Origin of the sequence: Kitasatospora sp. NPDC088548 (assembly GCF_044753005.1) — a bacterium.
In the GTDB taxonomy this organism is placed as follows: Bacteria; Actinomycetota; Actinomycetes; order Streptomycetales; family Streptomycetaceae; genus Kitasatospora.
On record NZ_JBIVMI010000001.1, the window covers coordinates 637,577 to 652,185 of the forward strand.

Genomic DNA, 14,609 nt, shown 5'->3' on the forward strand with positions numbered 1-14,609 from the left:
TTGCGGCAGGTTTGTCACCCGGACGGGCGGTGCGCCGCCGCGCACCGCCCGTTCGGCCTAGGGCCGGTCGTCGAACTCCCGCCCTCCGCTACTGGCGACCGCCGCCGGCCTCCACCGGTCGGGTCCGCAGCAGGGCCCGGACCGGCAGGCCGGTCGAACCGAGGCAGAGCAGCACGGCCCCGACGGCCAGGGGCAGGGCGATGCCGGCCGGGATGTGCGGGGCGACGCCGGCGATACCGCGGGCGATCGGCAGCAGCGTGATCCAGGCGATCGCGCCGCCGAGCACCAGGCCCGTCGCGGCGACCAGCAGCGCCTCCCAGCGCATCATGCCGCGCACCTGCCGCCGGGTGGTGCCGGCCAGGCGCAGCAGCGCCACCTCGCGGCGCCGGTCCAGCACCGTCATCACCAGGGTGTTGGCGGCGGTGACGGCCGCGAAGCCGCCCAGCACGCCCGCCATCACGGTGTTGGCCCAGGCACTGAGCTCCTGCGCGCGGTCGGCCTGCGCGGCGTAGCCGGCCCGGTCGGTGACGGTGGTGCCGGCGAGGCCCGCCAGCTTCGCCGCGACCGCGGCCCGGTCCGCGCCGGGGGCGTCGGCGACCAGCACCTGGCTGTCGTACCCGGCGGTGACGTGTTCGGCGACGGCCGCGCGGGGCAGCAGTACCTGGCCGAAGGCGAGGCCGCGCTCGTAGGTGGCGACCACCGTCGGCTGGACCTTGGTGCCGTCCCCGAGCCAGAGCGGAGCGCGCCCGCCGACCTTGACGCCGAGCGTGTCGGCGAGGCCCGCGTCCAGGGCGACCGTGTCCGCGGAGCGGCCGAGGTCGGCCAGCGAACCGCTCTTCACCCCGAGGTCCAGCACCCGGGGCAGCTTCGCCGGGTCGCCGTTGACGCCCAGCGCGGTGGCGGTGGCCAGGACCTGGCCGGCGCGGTAGACGGCGCCGGTGTGCAGCACGCCGACGGCGGCGTCCACGCCGGGCACCCCGGCCACCTGGCCGGCGGTGGTGGCCGGCAGGCCGGGGCCGGTCGGGCCGACCACGTGGTCGGCGGTGATGCCGGTGCGCACCTGCTCACCGGTGGCGTGGCTGATGGTGGTCTGGATGAACAGCAGGGTGCCGCAGAAGGCGGTGACCATGACGATCGGCGTGATCGCGGAGGCCAGCCGGCGGGCGTTGGCCCGGGTGTTGTCGGCGGCCAGCGAGCCGGGGGCGCCACCGGCCCGCAGCGGGGCGCCGAGCACGCCCGCGGCGATCCGGGCCACCAAGGGGCCGAGCAGGGCGACGGCCATCAGGAAGCACATCACGACGCCGAGCGCGGTGTTGGCGGCGTCGCTGCCGTCCAGGGTCGAGGCGACGACGGAGAGCACCACGGCGCCGGCCGTGAAGACCAGCCCGATGACGGTCCGCACCCTGCCCAGGCCGCCGGGCTCGATCGCGGCCTCGCCGAGGGCCTGGCTGGGCCGCATCCGGGACGGGCGGCGGGAGGCCAGGAAGCCGGCGAGCAGGGCGGCCAGGCTGCAGGTGCCCACGGCGGCGAGCATCGGGATCGGGCCCACGCTCAGCGAGACGTCCTCGGGAACGGCGCCGCGCGTCACCATCTCGCCGAACCACCAGTGGGCCAGGGCCAGTCCGGGGAGGATGCCGAGGGCGCCGGCGACGGGCGCCACCAGCATCGCCTCGGTGGCGATGGTGCGGCGGATCTGGCGCGGGGTGGCGCCGATGGCGCGCAGCAGCGCGAACTCACGGGCGCGCTGGCCGGTGGCCAGGGCGACGGTGCTCATCACCACGAAGACCGCGGTCATGGTGGCGGTGCCGCCGAAGGAGCCGCCGAGGGCGGTCAGCATGGTGCGGCTCTCGGTGAGCTCGGGCTGCTCGACGGTGCCGCGGTCGTCGCCGGTCAGCACCTTGGCATCACCGCCGACGGCCTGGCGGACCTGGGCGGCGAGGGTCTTGGCGTCCACGCCCTCGCGCGGCTGGACGGCGATCGCGTCCACCCGGCCGGGGTGGCCGGAGAGCTGCCCGGCGGCGGCGTCGGCGAACCAGGCGGTGGGGCCGGCGCTCTGCGGGGCGGCGAGGCCGGAGATCCGGTAGCCGCCGGCGCCGCCGGGCGCGGTGAGCGTGAGGGTGGCACCGGGCGCGAGGTGGGCGGCGTGCGCGGTGTCGGCGTCCAGGACGACCTCGCCCGCGCCGGGCGCGCGGCCCTCGACCAGCTTGTCGCCGTTGCCGGCGATACCCAGCGCCGCGAAGGCGCGGCCGGTCAGGGCGGGGTTGGCCGCGGCGGCGCTGTCGGCCCCGCCCTGACCGGCCGTGATCGGGAAGGCGGTGTCGGGGCGGGCGGCCGCGACACCGGGCTGGGCGGCGATCCGCCCGGCGAGCGCGGCGTCCACCCGGGCCCGCTCGGGGACGGCCTGCTCCTCGGTCTCGGTGTCCTCGCCCACCTTGTGGGTGAAGGAGACGGTCGACTCGGCGGCGACGACCACCGGCGTGCCCGCGTACCGCACCGGCGGGACGCTCGCGGTGATGCCGGTCTGCAGCAGGGTGCCGCAGGCCATGATGACGGCCGCGCCGAGCAGCAGGGCGAGGAAGGTGCCCACGAAGGAGGCGGGCCTGAAGCGCACCGAGGCGCGCGCGAGTCCGTTGCTCATGCCGCGATTCCCACCGGGCGGGCGGTCAGGGTGACCATCCGGTCCGCGACCGTCTTCGGGTCGGGGCGGTACAGCTCGTCCACCAGGGCGCCGTCGGCCAGGAAGACGACCCGGTCGGCGACCGAGGCGGCCACCGGGTCGTGGGTCACCATGACCACGGTCGCGCCCATGGTGTCCACGGCGTGACGGAGCAGGCCGAGCACCTCGTGGGCGGTGCGGGTGTCCAGCGCGCCGGTCGGCTCGTCGGCGAAGACCACGTCCGGGCGGGTGATCAGCGCGCGGGCGATCGCGACGCGCTGCTGCTGTCCACCGGAGAGCTGGCCGGGGCGGCGGCCGGCGTGCTCGCCGAGACCGACCTGGGCCAGCAGCTCCTGGGCGCGGCGGCGGTCCTGGCGCTCACCGGCCAGGCGCTGCGGGAGCAGCACGTTCTGCAGCACGGTCAGCGAGGGCAGCAGGTTGAAGGACTGGAAGACGAAGCCGATCCGGCTGCGGCGCAGCTTGGTGAGCCGGTTCTCGCTCAGCCGGGAGATCTCCTCGCCGCCGAGGTACACATCACCGGAGGTGGGGCGGTCCAGGCCGGCCGCGCACTGCAGGAAGGTGCTCTTGCCGGAGCCCGAGGGGCCCATGACCGCCGTGAAGGTGCCGTGGCCGAGCGCGAGGTCGATGCCGCGCAGGGCGTGCACGGTCTCGTTGCCGCGGCCGTAGCTGCGCCGCACCGTCCGGAGTTCGATCGCGGCCTGGGCGGGACGCCCGTACTGATCGGTCTGTGAACGGTCGTGGCGGGGTGCCATGGTGGGCCTTCCTTCGGTGATCGTCGCAGGTCGTCGACGTGTTCCACCCTAGGAATGGCGCATGGTCCACACCATGCAGGCCGCTGGCGAGAGAAGGGTGGGGTTATCCCCACCCACCCTGCGACCGGACCTGCCGCCGGGACCGGCGCGGGAGCCGGCACCGGACCGGCTCCGGGGCCGGCTCCGGGGCCGGACGTGGTCCCGGGCTCAGACCTCCTCGCCGTCGATCCGCTCGTACCCGGCGCGCAGCTCGGCGAGGGCGGGGTGGGCGGGATCGAAGCGCGTACCGTCGATCGCGGCGATCGGGCGGACGCCGACGCCCGCGTTGACGGCGAAGGCCGCCTCGAAGCGGTCCAGCCCGGCCGCCTCGACCCGCTCGCGCAGCTGTGGGCCGCGGTGGGCGCGGGCCAGCAGGGCGGCGGTGACGCCGCGCAGGCTCGGACCGTCCGGCCAGACCAGTCGCCGGCCGTCGTGGAAGCCGATGTTCCAGGTGGCCCCCTCGGTCACCCGGCCGTCGGCGTCGACCAGCAACGCGTCGTCGTAGCCATCGAGTTGGGCCAGCCGGCGGTGGCGGATCAGGCCGAACAGGCCGACGTGCTTCACCTCCGGCAGTTCGCGGGTGTACGCCGTCGTGCGGACGCGCAGCGGGCCGGGCGCCGCCGTCGGGGCCGGGCGGGTGGTGACCAGCAGGCGGGGCGCGGCGGGCGCGCCCGGACGCTCCAGACCCAGGGCCGGGTCGAAGACGGTGACCCGGACGATCGCCGGGGCGCCGTCCGCCGGGAGCACCCGGCGGATCCGGTCGCGGAGCAGGCAGCGGTCCAGGTCGGCGGCGAACAGCACCCGGGCGTCCCGGACCAGCCGGTCAAGGTGCAGGCCCAGGCCGCGGACCCGGCCGGCCTCGGCGCGCACCGTGGTGAAGTGCCCGTAGTTCAGCAGCCCCAGCGCGGCGACCTGCCCGGCGTCGGCCGGCTCCCCGTCGATCTCGATCTCAGCCATCCCCCGAGTCTCCCAGCCGCCGGGACGCGGTGACCACCGGGCGGTAGGGGGTGACGACCCGTCGGCCGCCGTCCCGGGCGAGCTGCTCGAAGTGCTCGATCTTGTACGCGAGGCCCTCCGGTTCGCCGGTGTCGGACCAGCGCCACGCCTCCGCCCACCACTGCGGTCCGCGCACCAGCGGGTGGCCGGCGAGGGCGAGATGGAGGGCGAGCGTGGTGCGGGCGTAGCCGCGCACCCAGCCGTCCGCCTGGCGGTAGGCGGCCGTCTCGTCGAGCCGCAGCCAGCGGCCCTCCCGGCCGGCGGCGAGCAGTGGGGTCCAGGAGTGGAGGGTGCCGTGCGGGGCTTCGCTCCGGACGTCCGGGCCGGGTGGGTCGTCCGGGTCCTGCGGGTCGGGCGGGTCGTGCGGGCGGTCGGCGACCAGGAACAGCAGCCGCCCGCCCTCCTCCCGTACCCGGTAGGGCGGGAGTTGGGGCATCCGGGCGAAGCCGATCGCGTGCTTCCAGGAGACCACCCAGAGGCCGCGCCGGAGGTAGTAGCGGACGGCGTGCTGCCAGGTCCAGTGCGCCTCCAGGCGGTAGCCGGGCAGGCCTTCGGCGGTCGCCGCCCGGTACACCTCGGCGAGGGTCTCCCCGGCGAGGCCCAGGCCGCGCGCCCCCGGGCGGAGGTAGAGCGAGGAGACGGCCAACTGGCCCGGCCCCCTGGTCCAGTTGTCCACCGCCACCGTGCCGACGGGCTCGCCGTCCCGGCCCAGCACCCAGTAGCGGCGGCGGTACAGCTCGCCGCACGGCCACTCCCGGCCGCTCTCGCCCAGCCGTTCGCGCAGCCGCCGCTCGGCCGGCGGGGTCAGCGCGTCCGGGTCCACCGGTTCGCCCGACTCCCCCTCGGCCAGGGACGCCAAGTCCCACCGGGCGAACCGCCGCCCGTCATCGCCGGACGCCACCGGTCGCAGCCGGGCCACCGCCCCCAGCCGCTCCTGCGCCCGCTCCACCGCCGCATCCCAGGACCTCACCACACGCCCACGATAGCGAGCTCCGGTCGCCGAACGTAATTCACTGGACACCGAGCGTCAGGGTCGGATACGAATGCCAACGGGCCGGATGCCCCGGTCCGATGCGGTTTGCGGATGCGGTTCACGGGCGCGGTTCACGGATGCGGTTCGCGAGAGGAAGGAAGCACTGCATGCACGCCGGTTGGCGAGTCAGCGTTCCATCGGGCGGGAGTCGTGCTCGGCGTCCGCGATGCCGAACCAGCGCCGCGCGGCGGCCCGGAGCGCCTCCAGGCCCGCCTGGTCCGGGCGGGGTGAGCCGGATGCCCACGCCACGTAGCAGTCGGGGCGGAGCAGCAGGGCGGTGGCCACGGGCGCGGGGGCCTGGGGTTGCGCGGTGACGATGTCCACGCGGTCGCGCCACGGCGCCATCGCCCGGGCCGCCGAGGAGTCTTCGGTGAGGTCGAGCAGCAGGGGCCGTGCGGATCTGGCGAGTTCCGTCAGCCGGACCGTCCCGGCCGGGGTGCGCAGGTCCAGGTCCGGCGCGAACCGGCCGACCAGCGGGTGCCCGTCGTTCCCGCCCATGTCGTACCGGACGTCGGTACCGGCGACGAGGTCGGCGAGGTGCTGCACCGTGTCCCGGTGTCCGAGCAGTTCGGCGAGCAGCTCCCGCAGCGCGGTGACGTCGCTGCCGGGTGCGATCAGCGCGGACTGCGCCTGGGCGTTCATGACCATGCGGCGGGCGGCTTCCCGGCGCTCGGGCTCGTAGCTGTCCAGGAGTCCGGGCGGGGCGCTGCCCCGGATCTCGGCGGCGAGCTTCCAGCCGAGGTTGACGGCGTCCTGCAGGCCGAGGTTGAGCCCGGGCCCGCCTCCCGCGGCGTACACGTGGGCGGCGTCGCCGACCAGAACGATCCGGCGGTCCCGGAACCGTTCGGCGACACGTGTGTTGCCGCCGGACAACCGGCGCAGCACATGCGGCCCCGCACCGGCGGGCGGGTCGAGCGGGACGTCGGCGCCGAGCACCCGGCGGACGCTCGCCCGCAGTTCGTCGAGGCTCATCGGCCCGTCCGGCTCGGGCTGGTCCCACTCCATGGTGCTGACCAGCGGCGGGTGGCCGGGGAACGGCGCGTACGAGAACCCTCCCTGCTCGGTGCGGTGCGGCAGGAACGGCAGGACGGCACCGTAACCGGGTACGTTCAGCGCCCCGGTCGCGGGATCCACCCACTCCGCCGGGACGGTGGCATGGGCCGCCCGGCTGGTCGTCCGGTCGTAGCTGACGCCGGGGAAGCCGATGGCGGCCTGCTTGCGCGTGATGCTGTGCGCGCCGTCCGCGCCGGCCAGGTAACGGGCCCGCAGCCGGTAGGCGCCGTCGGGGCCGTCGATGTCGACGGTGACGCCCTCGTCGTCCTGCGCGATGGCGACGACCCGGTGCCCCCGCCGGATGTCCACGTCGAGTTCGGTGGCGCGTTCCTCCAGGACCTGGACGATGCGGCGTTGCGGCACCGGCAGGCCGTGGAGCGGACTGTCCTTCAGCATGCCCAGGTTCAGGGGCAGCGAGGCGAACATGAAGTAGGCGGAGTTCGGCCGCGGCGGCCCCGGGTCGCCGCCGAGGCGCTGGTACAGGCCCCGCCGGTCGACCATGGGGACGACCTGGCCGAGCAGCCCGTTGGCCTTCGGTTCCTCGCCGGGTTCGGACAGGCTTTCCAGTACGACGGGCCGGACACCGGCCAGGCTCAGCTCACAGGCCAGCATCAGCCCGTTCGGGCCTCCTCCGACGATGACCACATCGGCGGTCATTGGCGCGTCCTCTCTGTTGGGCCCGGAAAAGGGCAGGACGGATCGGCCCGGCGACGGCCGGGCCTGATCGGTTCGCACGGGTTCCTACGGGGTGGGAAGACCGGCGGCGAGCCGGTCGAACACGTCGCGCAGCACGGGGACGAGCGGGGTGGGCGGATCGGCACGCAGGCAGTGCTCCACGGCCACGGCACTGCCCGCCCCGATCACCGCGGCGACCAGCTTCGGGTACACCTCGCGGGCCGCGTCGGTGCCGGTGCGCTCGGCGACCGCCTCGGCCAGCACCTCCTGCGCGGCCGCGTTCGCCTTGACGACCTCGCCCTGCAGTGCCGGTTCGGCCAGCATCAGCCGGAGTCCGTCCCGCCAGCGCTGGTCCTGGGCGGACCTCGCGCCCGCTTCGTCCCCCTGCGCGAACTGGGCCAGCACGGCGTGGAGGACCGAGTCCCACAGCGGCTCGGCGGCCGGACGCGCGCGCAGCGTGTCCGCGATCCGCAGCATGCGCTCCAGGTGGCCGGCCGCGATCGCCTCGGCCTTGCCGGAGAAGTAGTTGCGGAACGTGCGCACGGACACGTTGGCCGCGTCGGCGATGTCCTCCACCGTCACGTCGTCCCAGCCGCGTTCGACGCACAGCCGAATCGTGGCCTGGCTCAGCGAGACGCGCGTCTCCCGCTTCTTGCGCTCACGCAGCCCGATCCGGGCGTCTTCCCCCTGCGTCATGCCAGCCACCGTAGACCATCTTGCCGGAATGGAAAAGTTGCCGATACGGCAAGATTTTCGGGGTGGTGGTAGGGGAAACCCGACCACAAGTCTCGACCTGACCGTCATGACCGCGCTGACCTGGGCCGATGCAATGAAGGGGTGATGAATCAGCAAGCCCGGCAGGGTCGGTGGGCGCGGTGGGACCGGTGGGATCCATGGGCGCGGGGCGGCTCGGGCCGCAGGGCGCTGTGGTGCGGTGGCTGGCTGGTCGCGGCCGGCTGGGCCGGGGCCCTCCCGCTCGTCTCCGGGCTGGGACCGCACCGGAGTTGGGGCGTCTGCGCCGCCATCGGCTACCTGGCCGCGGCGGTCGCCGTGGTCGTGCTGCCCCGTCGGCGGGCCCGGGCGGCGTCGGTGGCGGTCGCGCTCTGCGGGGCCGTCCTCGTCCCGCTGCTGCTCCTGGTGCTGACCGGGCAGGGGCAGAGCGAGGTCGGCGTGATCGAGCGCTCGGCGGCACGGCTGCTCGACGACGGCACCCCGTACGCGGCCGAGCCGCGCACCCTCGCCGAGTACACGCCGTACCTGCCGGGCATGGCCGCCTTCGGGCTGCCCCGGGCGCTGTCCGAGGCCCTGCCCTGGGCGCAGGCGCTGCCCTGGGTGGAGGGGTGGCCGGCGCGGCTGCTGGGCGACGCCCGCCTCTGGTGCGCGGCCGTGTTCCTCGGCTGTCTGCTGCGTGCCTCGGGCCCCCGGCGGGCCGGGGTCGCGCTGCTGACCGCCTCCCCGGTGGTCGCGCTGCCGCTCTGCGTCAGCGGGGTGGACCTGCCGATGACCGGCCTCTGCTGCCTGGCGCTGGCCGGCGCCGCCCGGGGCCGCCCGGTCGGCGCCGGCCTGGCGCTCGCCGCCGCCTGTTCGCTCAAGTGGACGGCCTGGCCGGCGCTCCCGGTCGTCGCCGGGCTGCTGGCCGCGACCACGGGACGGCGGGCGGCCCTGCGCGGAACCGCGGTCGCGGTGGCCGGCACGGCCGTCCTCGTCCTGCCGGGCGCGCTGCGCTCGCCCGGTCCGATGCTCCGGCAGGTGTTCGCCTTTCCGACCGGGCGCGGCGATCTGCCGACCCCGGCCGGCAGCCCGCTGCCCGGGCGGCTGCTCGCGGACCTGGGCCCCGTCGGCTGGTCCGCCGCCGTCGCACTGCTGCTGCTCGCCGGGCTCGCCGTCGCCGTGTCCCTGGTGCTGCGCCCGCCCCGGGACGTCGTCGGCGCCGCCGACCGGCTGGCCCTCGGGCTCTGCCTGGCCTTCCTGCTGGCCCCCGCCGGGCGGTTCGGGTACCTCGCGCTGCCGCTCGCCCTCGCCGTCTGGGCCCGGTCCCGGTCCGCCGGCCGGCCCGCTCCCCGCTCCTTCGAGCCGAACTCCTTCGCCCCGCATCCCTTCGAGCCGAACTCCTTCGGACCGAACTCCCCCGTCGACCCGCGAACCGAGGTTGTACCGATCCCATGGGCACCACTCTCGTCGTCACCAACGACTTCCCGCCCCGCCAGGGCGGCATCGAGACCTTCGTCCACGCCCTGGCCACCCGCCTGCCCGCCGGCGAGGTCGTCGTCTACACCTCGGACGAACCCGGCGCGGACCGCTACGACGCCGCTCTCCCCTTCCCGGTGATCCGCGACCCGTCCCGGACCCTGCTGCCCACCGGCCGGGTCACCCGGCGGGCCGCCGAGATCGCCCGCGCCCACGACTGCGACCGGGTCTGGTTCGGCGCCGCCGCCCCGCTCGCCGCGATGACGCCCGCACTGCGCCGCCAGGCCGGTGGGATCCGCCGGACGGTCGCCACCACGCACGGCCACGAGATCTGGTGGGCGCGCACCCCCGGGGCCCGCCGACTGCTGCGGCGGATCGGCGGGAGCGTGGACGTGGTCACCTACCTCGGGGCGTACACCCGCGAGCGGATCGCCCCCGCGCTCGGTCCGCAGGCCCGGCTGGAACGGCTGGTCCCCGGCGTGGACGCCGCCCGGTTCCGCCCGGCCGGGGGCACCGCCGAGGACACCGCCCTCGCCCGCGCACGGCCGGCCGCGCCGGTGATCCTCTGCGTCGCCAGGCTCGTCCCCCGCAAGGGCCAGGACACCCTGATCCGCGCGCTGCCGCTGATCCGGCGGACCGTCCCGGGTGCCGTCCTGGTCCTGGTCGGCCGGGGCCCGGACGAGCGGCGGCTGCGCTCGCTGGCCCGCCGTCACACCGAGCCGGGCTCCGTGGTGTTCGCGGGCGGCCTGGAACACGCGGCGACACCCGCGTACTACGCGGCGGCGGACGTGTTCGCGATGCCCTGCCGCACCCGCCGGGCCGGGCTGGAGGCGGAGGGCCTGGGCATCGTCTTCCTGGAGGCCGCGGCCGCCGGGCTGCCGGTGGTCGCGGGCGACTCCGGCGGCGCGCCCGACGCCGTGCTCGACGGGGTGAGCGGAACGGTCGTCGACGGGCGGAGCCCTGCGGGCGTCGCGGCGGCGGTCGGCCGGATACTGCGCTCACCGGCGGCCGAGCGCGCCCGGACGGGGGCGGCCGGGCGGCGATGGGTCGAGGAGGAGTGGTCGTGGGAGGCGTCCGCACACCGTCTGGCCCGGCTGCTCGACCCCGAGGAGACCGAGCAGGCCGAGGACGCCGTGGGCCCCGCAGGCTCCGTGGGCTTCGTGGGTGCCCAGGACACCGGCGAGGCGGCCTCGCCCACTCACTCCCCGCGCAGATGAGCCAGGACCGCGAGGACCCGCCGGTTGCCCTCGGCCGGATCGAGGTCCAGCTTCATGAAGATGTTGCCGCAGTGCTTCACCACCGAGGCCTCGGTGATGCTCAACCGCCCGCCGATGGCCTGGTTGTTCAGCCCCTCCGCCAGCAGCGTCAGCACCTCCCGCTCCCGCGGGGTCAGCCGGGCCAGCGGCCGCTCCCCCGACTGCTGGCGGAGCAGCACCCGGACCACCTCCGGGTCGATCACGGTCTGCCCGGCGGCCACCCGGCGCAGCGCGTCCAGGAAGTCGGCCACCTCGCCCACCCGGTCCTTGAGCAGGTAACCGAGCCCGGCCGGCTGCGCACCGGCCGCCCCCAGCAGCCGGGTGGCGTACGGGGTGGCCACGTACTGGGAGAGCACCAGCACCGGCAGGCCAGGGTGCCGCTCCCGCAGGTCGAGGGCGGCGCGCAGGCCCTCGTCGTGGAAGCCCGGGGGCATCCGGACGTCGGTGATGACGACGTCCGGGCGGTCCGCGTCCACGGCGGCGGCCAGCGCGTCCGCGTCGCCGACGGCCGCGACGACCTGGTGGCCGCCCCGGGTGAGCAGTTCGACCAGCCCGGCGCGGAGCAGCACCGCGTCCTCGGCGATGACTAGCCGGAGCACGGCACCTCCACCCGGAGCCTGGTCGGCCCGCCGATCGGACTCGTCACCATCAGTCTTCCTCTCAGGATCGCCACCCGGTCGGCCAGCCCCTGCAGTCCGGCCCCGGTGGCCGGGTCGGCCCCGCCGCGGCCGTCGTCCGTCACCTGGAGGACCAGCCGGGCGGCCTCGACCCGGCCGTGCACGGTGATCGTGGTGGCGCCGCTGTGCTTGGCCGCGTTGGTGAGCGCCTCGGTGACGGTGAAGTAGGCCGTCGTCTCGACCGGGCCGGGCAGCCGCTCCGGGAGGTCGATGTCGACCTCGACGGGGATCGGGTGGCGCAGCGCGACCTCGGCGACGGCAGCGGCCAGTCCGTGGTCGGTGAGCACCTGCGGGTGGATGCCGCGGACCAGGCCGCGCAGCTGCTCCAGAGCCCGCCGGGCCTCGTCGCGGGCCCGGGCGACCAGCGTGGCGGCCGGGTCGTCGCCGCCCCGCCCGCCCCGCTCGCCCAGCTCGTAGGCGGCCAGGCCCAGCGTCATGCTGAGCGCGACGAGCTGCTGCTGGGCGCCGTCGTGCAGATCGCGTTCGATCCGGCGGCGCTCGGCCTCGAAGGCGTCGACCAGCCGGGCCCGGGAGCGGGTGAGTTCCAGCACCCGGCGGCCGAGGTCCTCGTCCCGGGGCCCGAGCAGGAGCCGGGCGAGCAGGACGTGGGCGGTCGTCAGCAGCGCACCCGTGTAGGCGCAGAACAGCAGGCCGGCCAGCCCGGCGGCCGTCGCGGGCAGGGCCTCGACCGGGCCGGGGATCGCCCGGCCGGGGATGACCATCACGGTCTCCGGGGCGAGCGCCCACACCACCACCGGGGTGGTGACCAGCGCCGCGGAGAACAGCAGCAGGGCGGTGAAGCCGAGGCAGACGGCGCTCAGCACCGTGCCGAGGAGCGCGGTGTGGGCGAGTTCGCGCCAGGTCGCGCGCTCCCGCAGCCGGGTGCGCAGCCAGGCCGGGCGGCCGGCCCCGGGCAGCGGGCGGTGCGGGTCGGGCACCACCACCGGCTCGACCAGGCGCAGCCGGCGCCGTTCCAGGGCCGCGGCCGGGAGGCCGGACAGGACGAGGGCGGCCAGGACCGGCAGGCCGATGCCGACGACGGACAGCGGGAGGCCCACCAGCAGCAGCCCGGCCAGCACCACCAGCACCACTGGCCCGAGCAGCGCGCCGCTGAGCAGATAGGCCCAGCAGCGCAGCGCGCGGACGGTGAACGGGAAGCGCCCGGGGTGCGCGCGCAGCGCCGCCCAGACGGCCACCGGCTGCTGCTCCTCGCTCATCCGGCCACTCTAGCCAACCGGCTGACGGGCCTTCCGGCGGGCGGCGGGCACCGTCGGCTGCCTGGTCAGGGCGACGGCGGCGATCACGGCGAGGCCGCCGACCAGGGCGTTCCAGCCGACCGGTTCGGCGAGCAGGAGGGCGCCGAGGGCGGTCGACCAGAGCGGCGTCACATAGGTGACGGCGGCGGCGACGGCGGTGCCCGCGGTGCGGACCAGGCCCAGGTTGAGGATGTAGGCGACGCCGGTGCCGAGCACACCCAGCACCAGCAGGGCGGCCGCCGGGCCGGGACCGGGCCAGTGCGGGGCGCCGGCCGCGAAGGGGGCGACGACGGCCAGTTCGGCGCCGCCACAGGTGATCTGGACGGCGGAGAGGGCGGTCGCCGAGTAGGGGCGGGCGGCGAGATGGCGGCGCAGGTAGGCGAAGCCGGCGCCGTAGCAGCAGGCGGCGGCCAGGCAGAGCAGACCGCCGGCGGCCTCCCCCGCGCCGAGTCCGCGCCACACCCCGAGGACGGTCAGCACCCCGGCGAAGCCGAGCCCGAGGCCGACCAGTCGGCGCGGCCCCGGGTGGCGTTCCTCCGCCACCGTGACGACCGCGAAGAGCAGGGTGAACAGCGGGGTGGTCGCGTTCATCACGCCCGCGAGGACGGAGCTGACCCTGGTCTCGCCGTAGGAGAAGAGGACGAACGGCGCGGCGTTGAGCAGCACCGCGACCACCGCCGAATGACCCCAGGTGGCGGCAGTGCGCGGGACGGCCTCGCGGCGCAGCGCCAGGATCGCCCAGAGCGCCGCCGCCCCGAGGACGCACCGCCAGCACGCCACCCAGAGCGGTGGCACCCCCGCGTCGACGGCCACCTTGATCAGCGCGAAGCTCGCGCCCCAGATCGCCGACAGTGCCACAAAGCCCGGCCACCAGCGCCGCACCGCACCTCACCCGCCCTCTTCCGTCCGGTCGCCCCGGCTGCTGTCTCCGCCGCCGTGGCTGTGGTCCTGGTCACCGCGGCTGCTGTCCTTGTCGCCGTGGCCGCGTGGACAGAGCGTGGCGCGCGGGCGAATCATGAGTCCAACAAGTTCCAGTGCGGGAGAGATGAGGAAGTCTCATGACCTCGGAGGTCAATCTGGCCCAGCTCAGAGCGCTGATCGCGGTCGCGGACGCGGGCGGGTTCGGCGCGGCGGCGGGCGAGCTGGGGATCAGCCAGTCCGCCGTCTCGCACGCGGTGGCCGCGCTGGAGCGCACCCTCGGCGCGCCCGTCCTGCACCGTGGCACCCCGGCCCGCCCGACGGCGCTGGGCGAGCGGATCCTTCCGCACGCCCGGACGGCGGTCGCCTCCGCCGCCGCCGTCCGGTCCATCGCCACCCTGCACTCGGGCGGCCTCACCGGGACGGTACGGCTGGCCGCGCCGGCCACCGTCTGCCAGGGGCTGCTGCCCGGACTGCTGCGGGACTGGCGGGCGGCACACCCCCGGGTCACCGTCCGGGTCTTCGAGGGCGAGGACGACGAACTGGCCGTCTGGCTGGAGGCCGGCACCGTCGACGCCGCCGTGCTGGTCGACGCAGACCCGGCACCGCCCGGGGCGATCCCGCTCGGCGCGGACTCGATGCACGCGCTCCTCCGCCGCGACCATCCGCTGGCCGGGCAGCCCGCCGTCGACGTGGCCGACCTGGAGGACGACGACTTCCTGCTCTCCGAGGGCGGCTGCGAGGCCCGTATCCGCGAGGCGTACCGGCGGGCCGGCGCCCGGTTCGCGCCCCGGCACAGGATCCGCGACCTCAACACGCTGATCGGCATGGTGCACGCGGGCGTGGGCGTCTCGGTGATGCCCGCCCTCGCCCTCACCATGCTGCCGCCGGACTGCGTGCTCGTCCCCCTCCGCCCCGCCGTCCACCGCACCCTCACCCTCACCGGCCCGGGCAGCCGTCCGTGGTCCCCGGCCGTCGCCGGTCTGCTGGCCACCGCCCGTGACCGCGGGGCGGCGGCGGGGGTGCCTGCGGCGCGGGGCTGACCGCCCGACCGGGGGCCGACCGCTGCCCCGCCCGACCGGGGCGCTGA

12 protein-coding genes are annotated in these 14,609 nt (G+C 76.1%); 3 read left to right on the plus strand and 9 right to left on the minus strand.

The annotated features are described in order from the left end of the window. Positions 1–88 precede the first annotated feature (88 nt). The 6 genes from ACIP82_RS02835 to ACIP82_RS02860 all read right to left on the minus strand — a co-directional run bounded on the left by ACIP82_RS02835 (position 89) and on the right by ACIP82_RS02860 (position 7,921). The gene (locus ACIP82_RS02835; protein ID WP_400650139.1) at positions 89–2,638 is read right to left on the minus strand and encodes an FtsX-like permease family protein; all 2,550 of its coding nucleotides are present in this window, start codon (positions 2,636–2,638) and stop codon (positions 89–91) included. Then, a complete protein-coding gene (locus tag ACIP82_RS02840) occupies positions 2,635–3,429 on the minus strand; it encodes an ABC transporter ATP-binding protein (protein ID WP_363604314.1) in 795 nt (264 codons plus the stop codon). Before ACIP82_RS02840 ends, ACIP82_RS02835 begins: the two co-directional genes overlap by 4 nt. 207 nt (positions 3,430–3,636) lie before the next feature. Further along, positions 3,637–4,425, minus strand: coding sequence for an aminotransferase class IV (locus ACIP82_RS02845; protein ID WP_363604312.1), 789 nt, complete (start codon positions 4,423–4,425; stop codon positions 3,637–3,639). After that, the gene (locus tag ACIP82_RS02850) at positions 4,418–5,434 is read right to left on the minus strand and encodes a GNAT family N-acetyltransferase (protein ID WP_400650143.1); all 1,017 of its coding nucleotides are present in this window, start codon (positions 5,432–5,434) and stop codon (positions 4,418–4,420) included. Before ACIP82_RS02850 ends, ACIP82_RS02845 begins: the two co-directional genes overlap by 8 nt. 189 nt (positions 5,435–5,623) lie before the next feature. Next, the gene (locus tag ACIP82_RS02855; RefSeq protein WP_400650146.1) at positions 5,624–7,207 is read right to left on the minus strand and encodes an FAD-dependent monooxygenase; all 1,584 of its coding nucleotides are present in this window, start codon (positions 7,205–7,207) and stop codon (positions 5,624–5,626) included. A gap of 84 nt (positions 7,208–7,291) precedes the next feature. Next, on the minus strand, positions 7,292–7,921 hold the full coding sequence (locus tag ACIP82_RS02860; RefSeq protein ID WP_363604307.1) for a TetR family transcriptional regulator: 630 nt from the start codon (positions 7,919–7,921) through the stop codon (positions 7,292–7,294). A gap of 144 nt (positions 7,922–8,065) precedes the next feature. Here ACIP82_RS02860 and ACIP82_RS02865 point away from each other — a divergent pair, with 144 nt between their 5' ends. Next, a complete protein-coding gene (locus ACIP82_RS02865) occupies positions 8,066–9,553 on the plus strand; it encodes a hypothetical protein (protein ID WP_400650149.1) in 1,488 nt (495 codons plus the stop codon). After that, a complete protein-coding gene (locus ACIP82_RS02870) occupies positions 9,460–10,629 on the plus strand; it encodes a glycosyltransferase family 4 protein (protein WP_400650342.1) in 1,170 nt (389 codons plus the stop codon). The genes ACIP82_RS02865 and ACIP82_RS02870 overlap by 94 nt, the downstream gene beginning before the upstream one ends. On the opposite strand, the gene ACIP82_RS02875 is transcribed toward ACIP82_RS02870, so the two are convergent. The 3 genes from ACIP82_RS02875 to ACIP82_RS02885 are packed head-to-tail and all read right to left on the minus strand — an operon-like array spanning position 10,611 to position 13,459. Then, a complete protein-coding gene (locus ACIP82_RS02875) occupies positions 10,611–11,267 on the minus strand; it encodes a response regulator (protein ID WP_400650152.1) in 657 nt (218 codons plus the stop codon). The genes ACIP82_RS02870 and ACIP82_RS02875 overlap by 19 nt on opposite strands. Then, a complete protein-coding gene (locus ACIP82_RS02880; RefSeq protein ID WP_400650154.1) occupies positions 11,255–12,562 on the minus strand; it encodes a sensor histidine kinase in 1,308 nt (435 codons plus the stop codon). The genes ACIP82_RS02875 and ACIP82_RS02880 overlap by 13 nt, the downstream gene beginning before the upstream one ends. A gap of 9 nt (positions 12,563–12,571) precedes the next feature. Next, a complete protein-coding gene (locus ACIP82_RS02885; RefSeq protein ID WP_400650157.1) occupies positions 12,572–13,459 on the minus strand; it encodes a DMT family transporter in 888 nt (295 codons plus the stop codon). 200 nt (positions 13,460–13,659) lie between these two features. On the opposite strand from ACIP82_RS02885, the gene ACIP82_RS02890 reads away from it, so the two are divergent. Next, complete coding sequence (locus tag ACIP82_RS02890) at positions 13,660–14,562, plus strand: LysR substrate-binding domain-containing protein (RefSeq protein ID WP_400650159.1); 903 nt, start codon at positions 13,660–13,662, stop codon at positions 14,560–14,562. Positions 14,563–14,609: the final 47 nt, after the last annotated feature.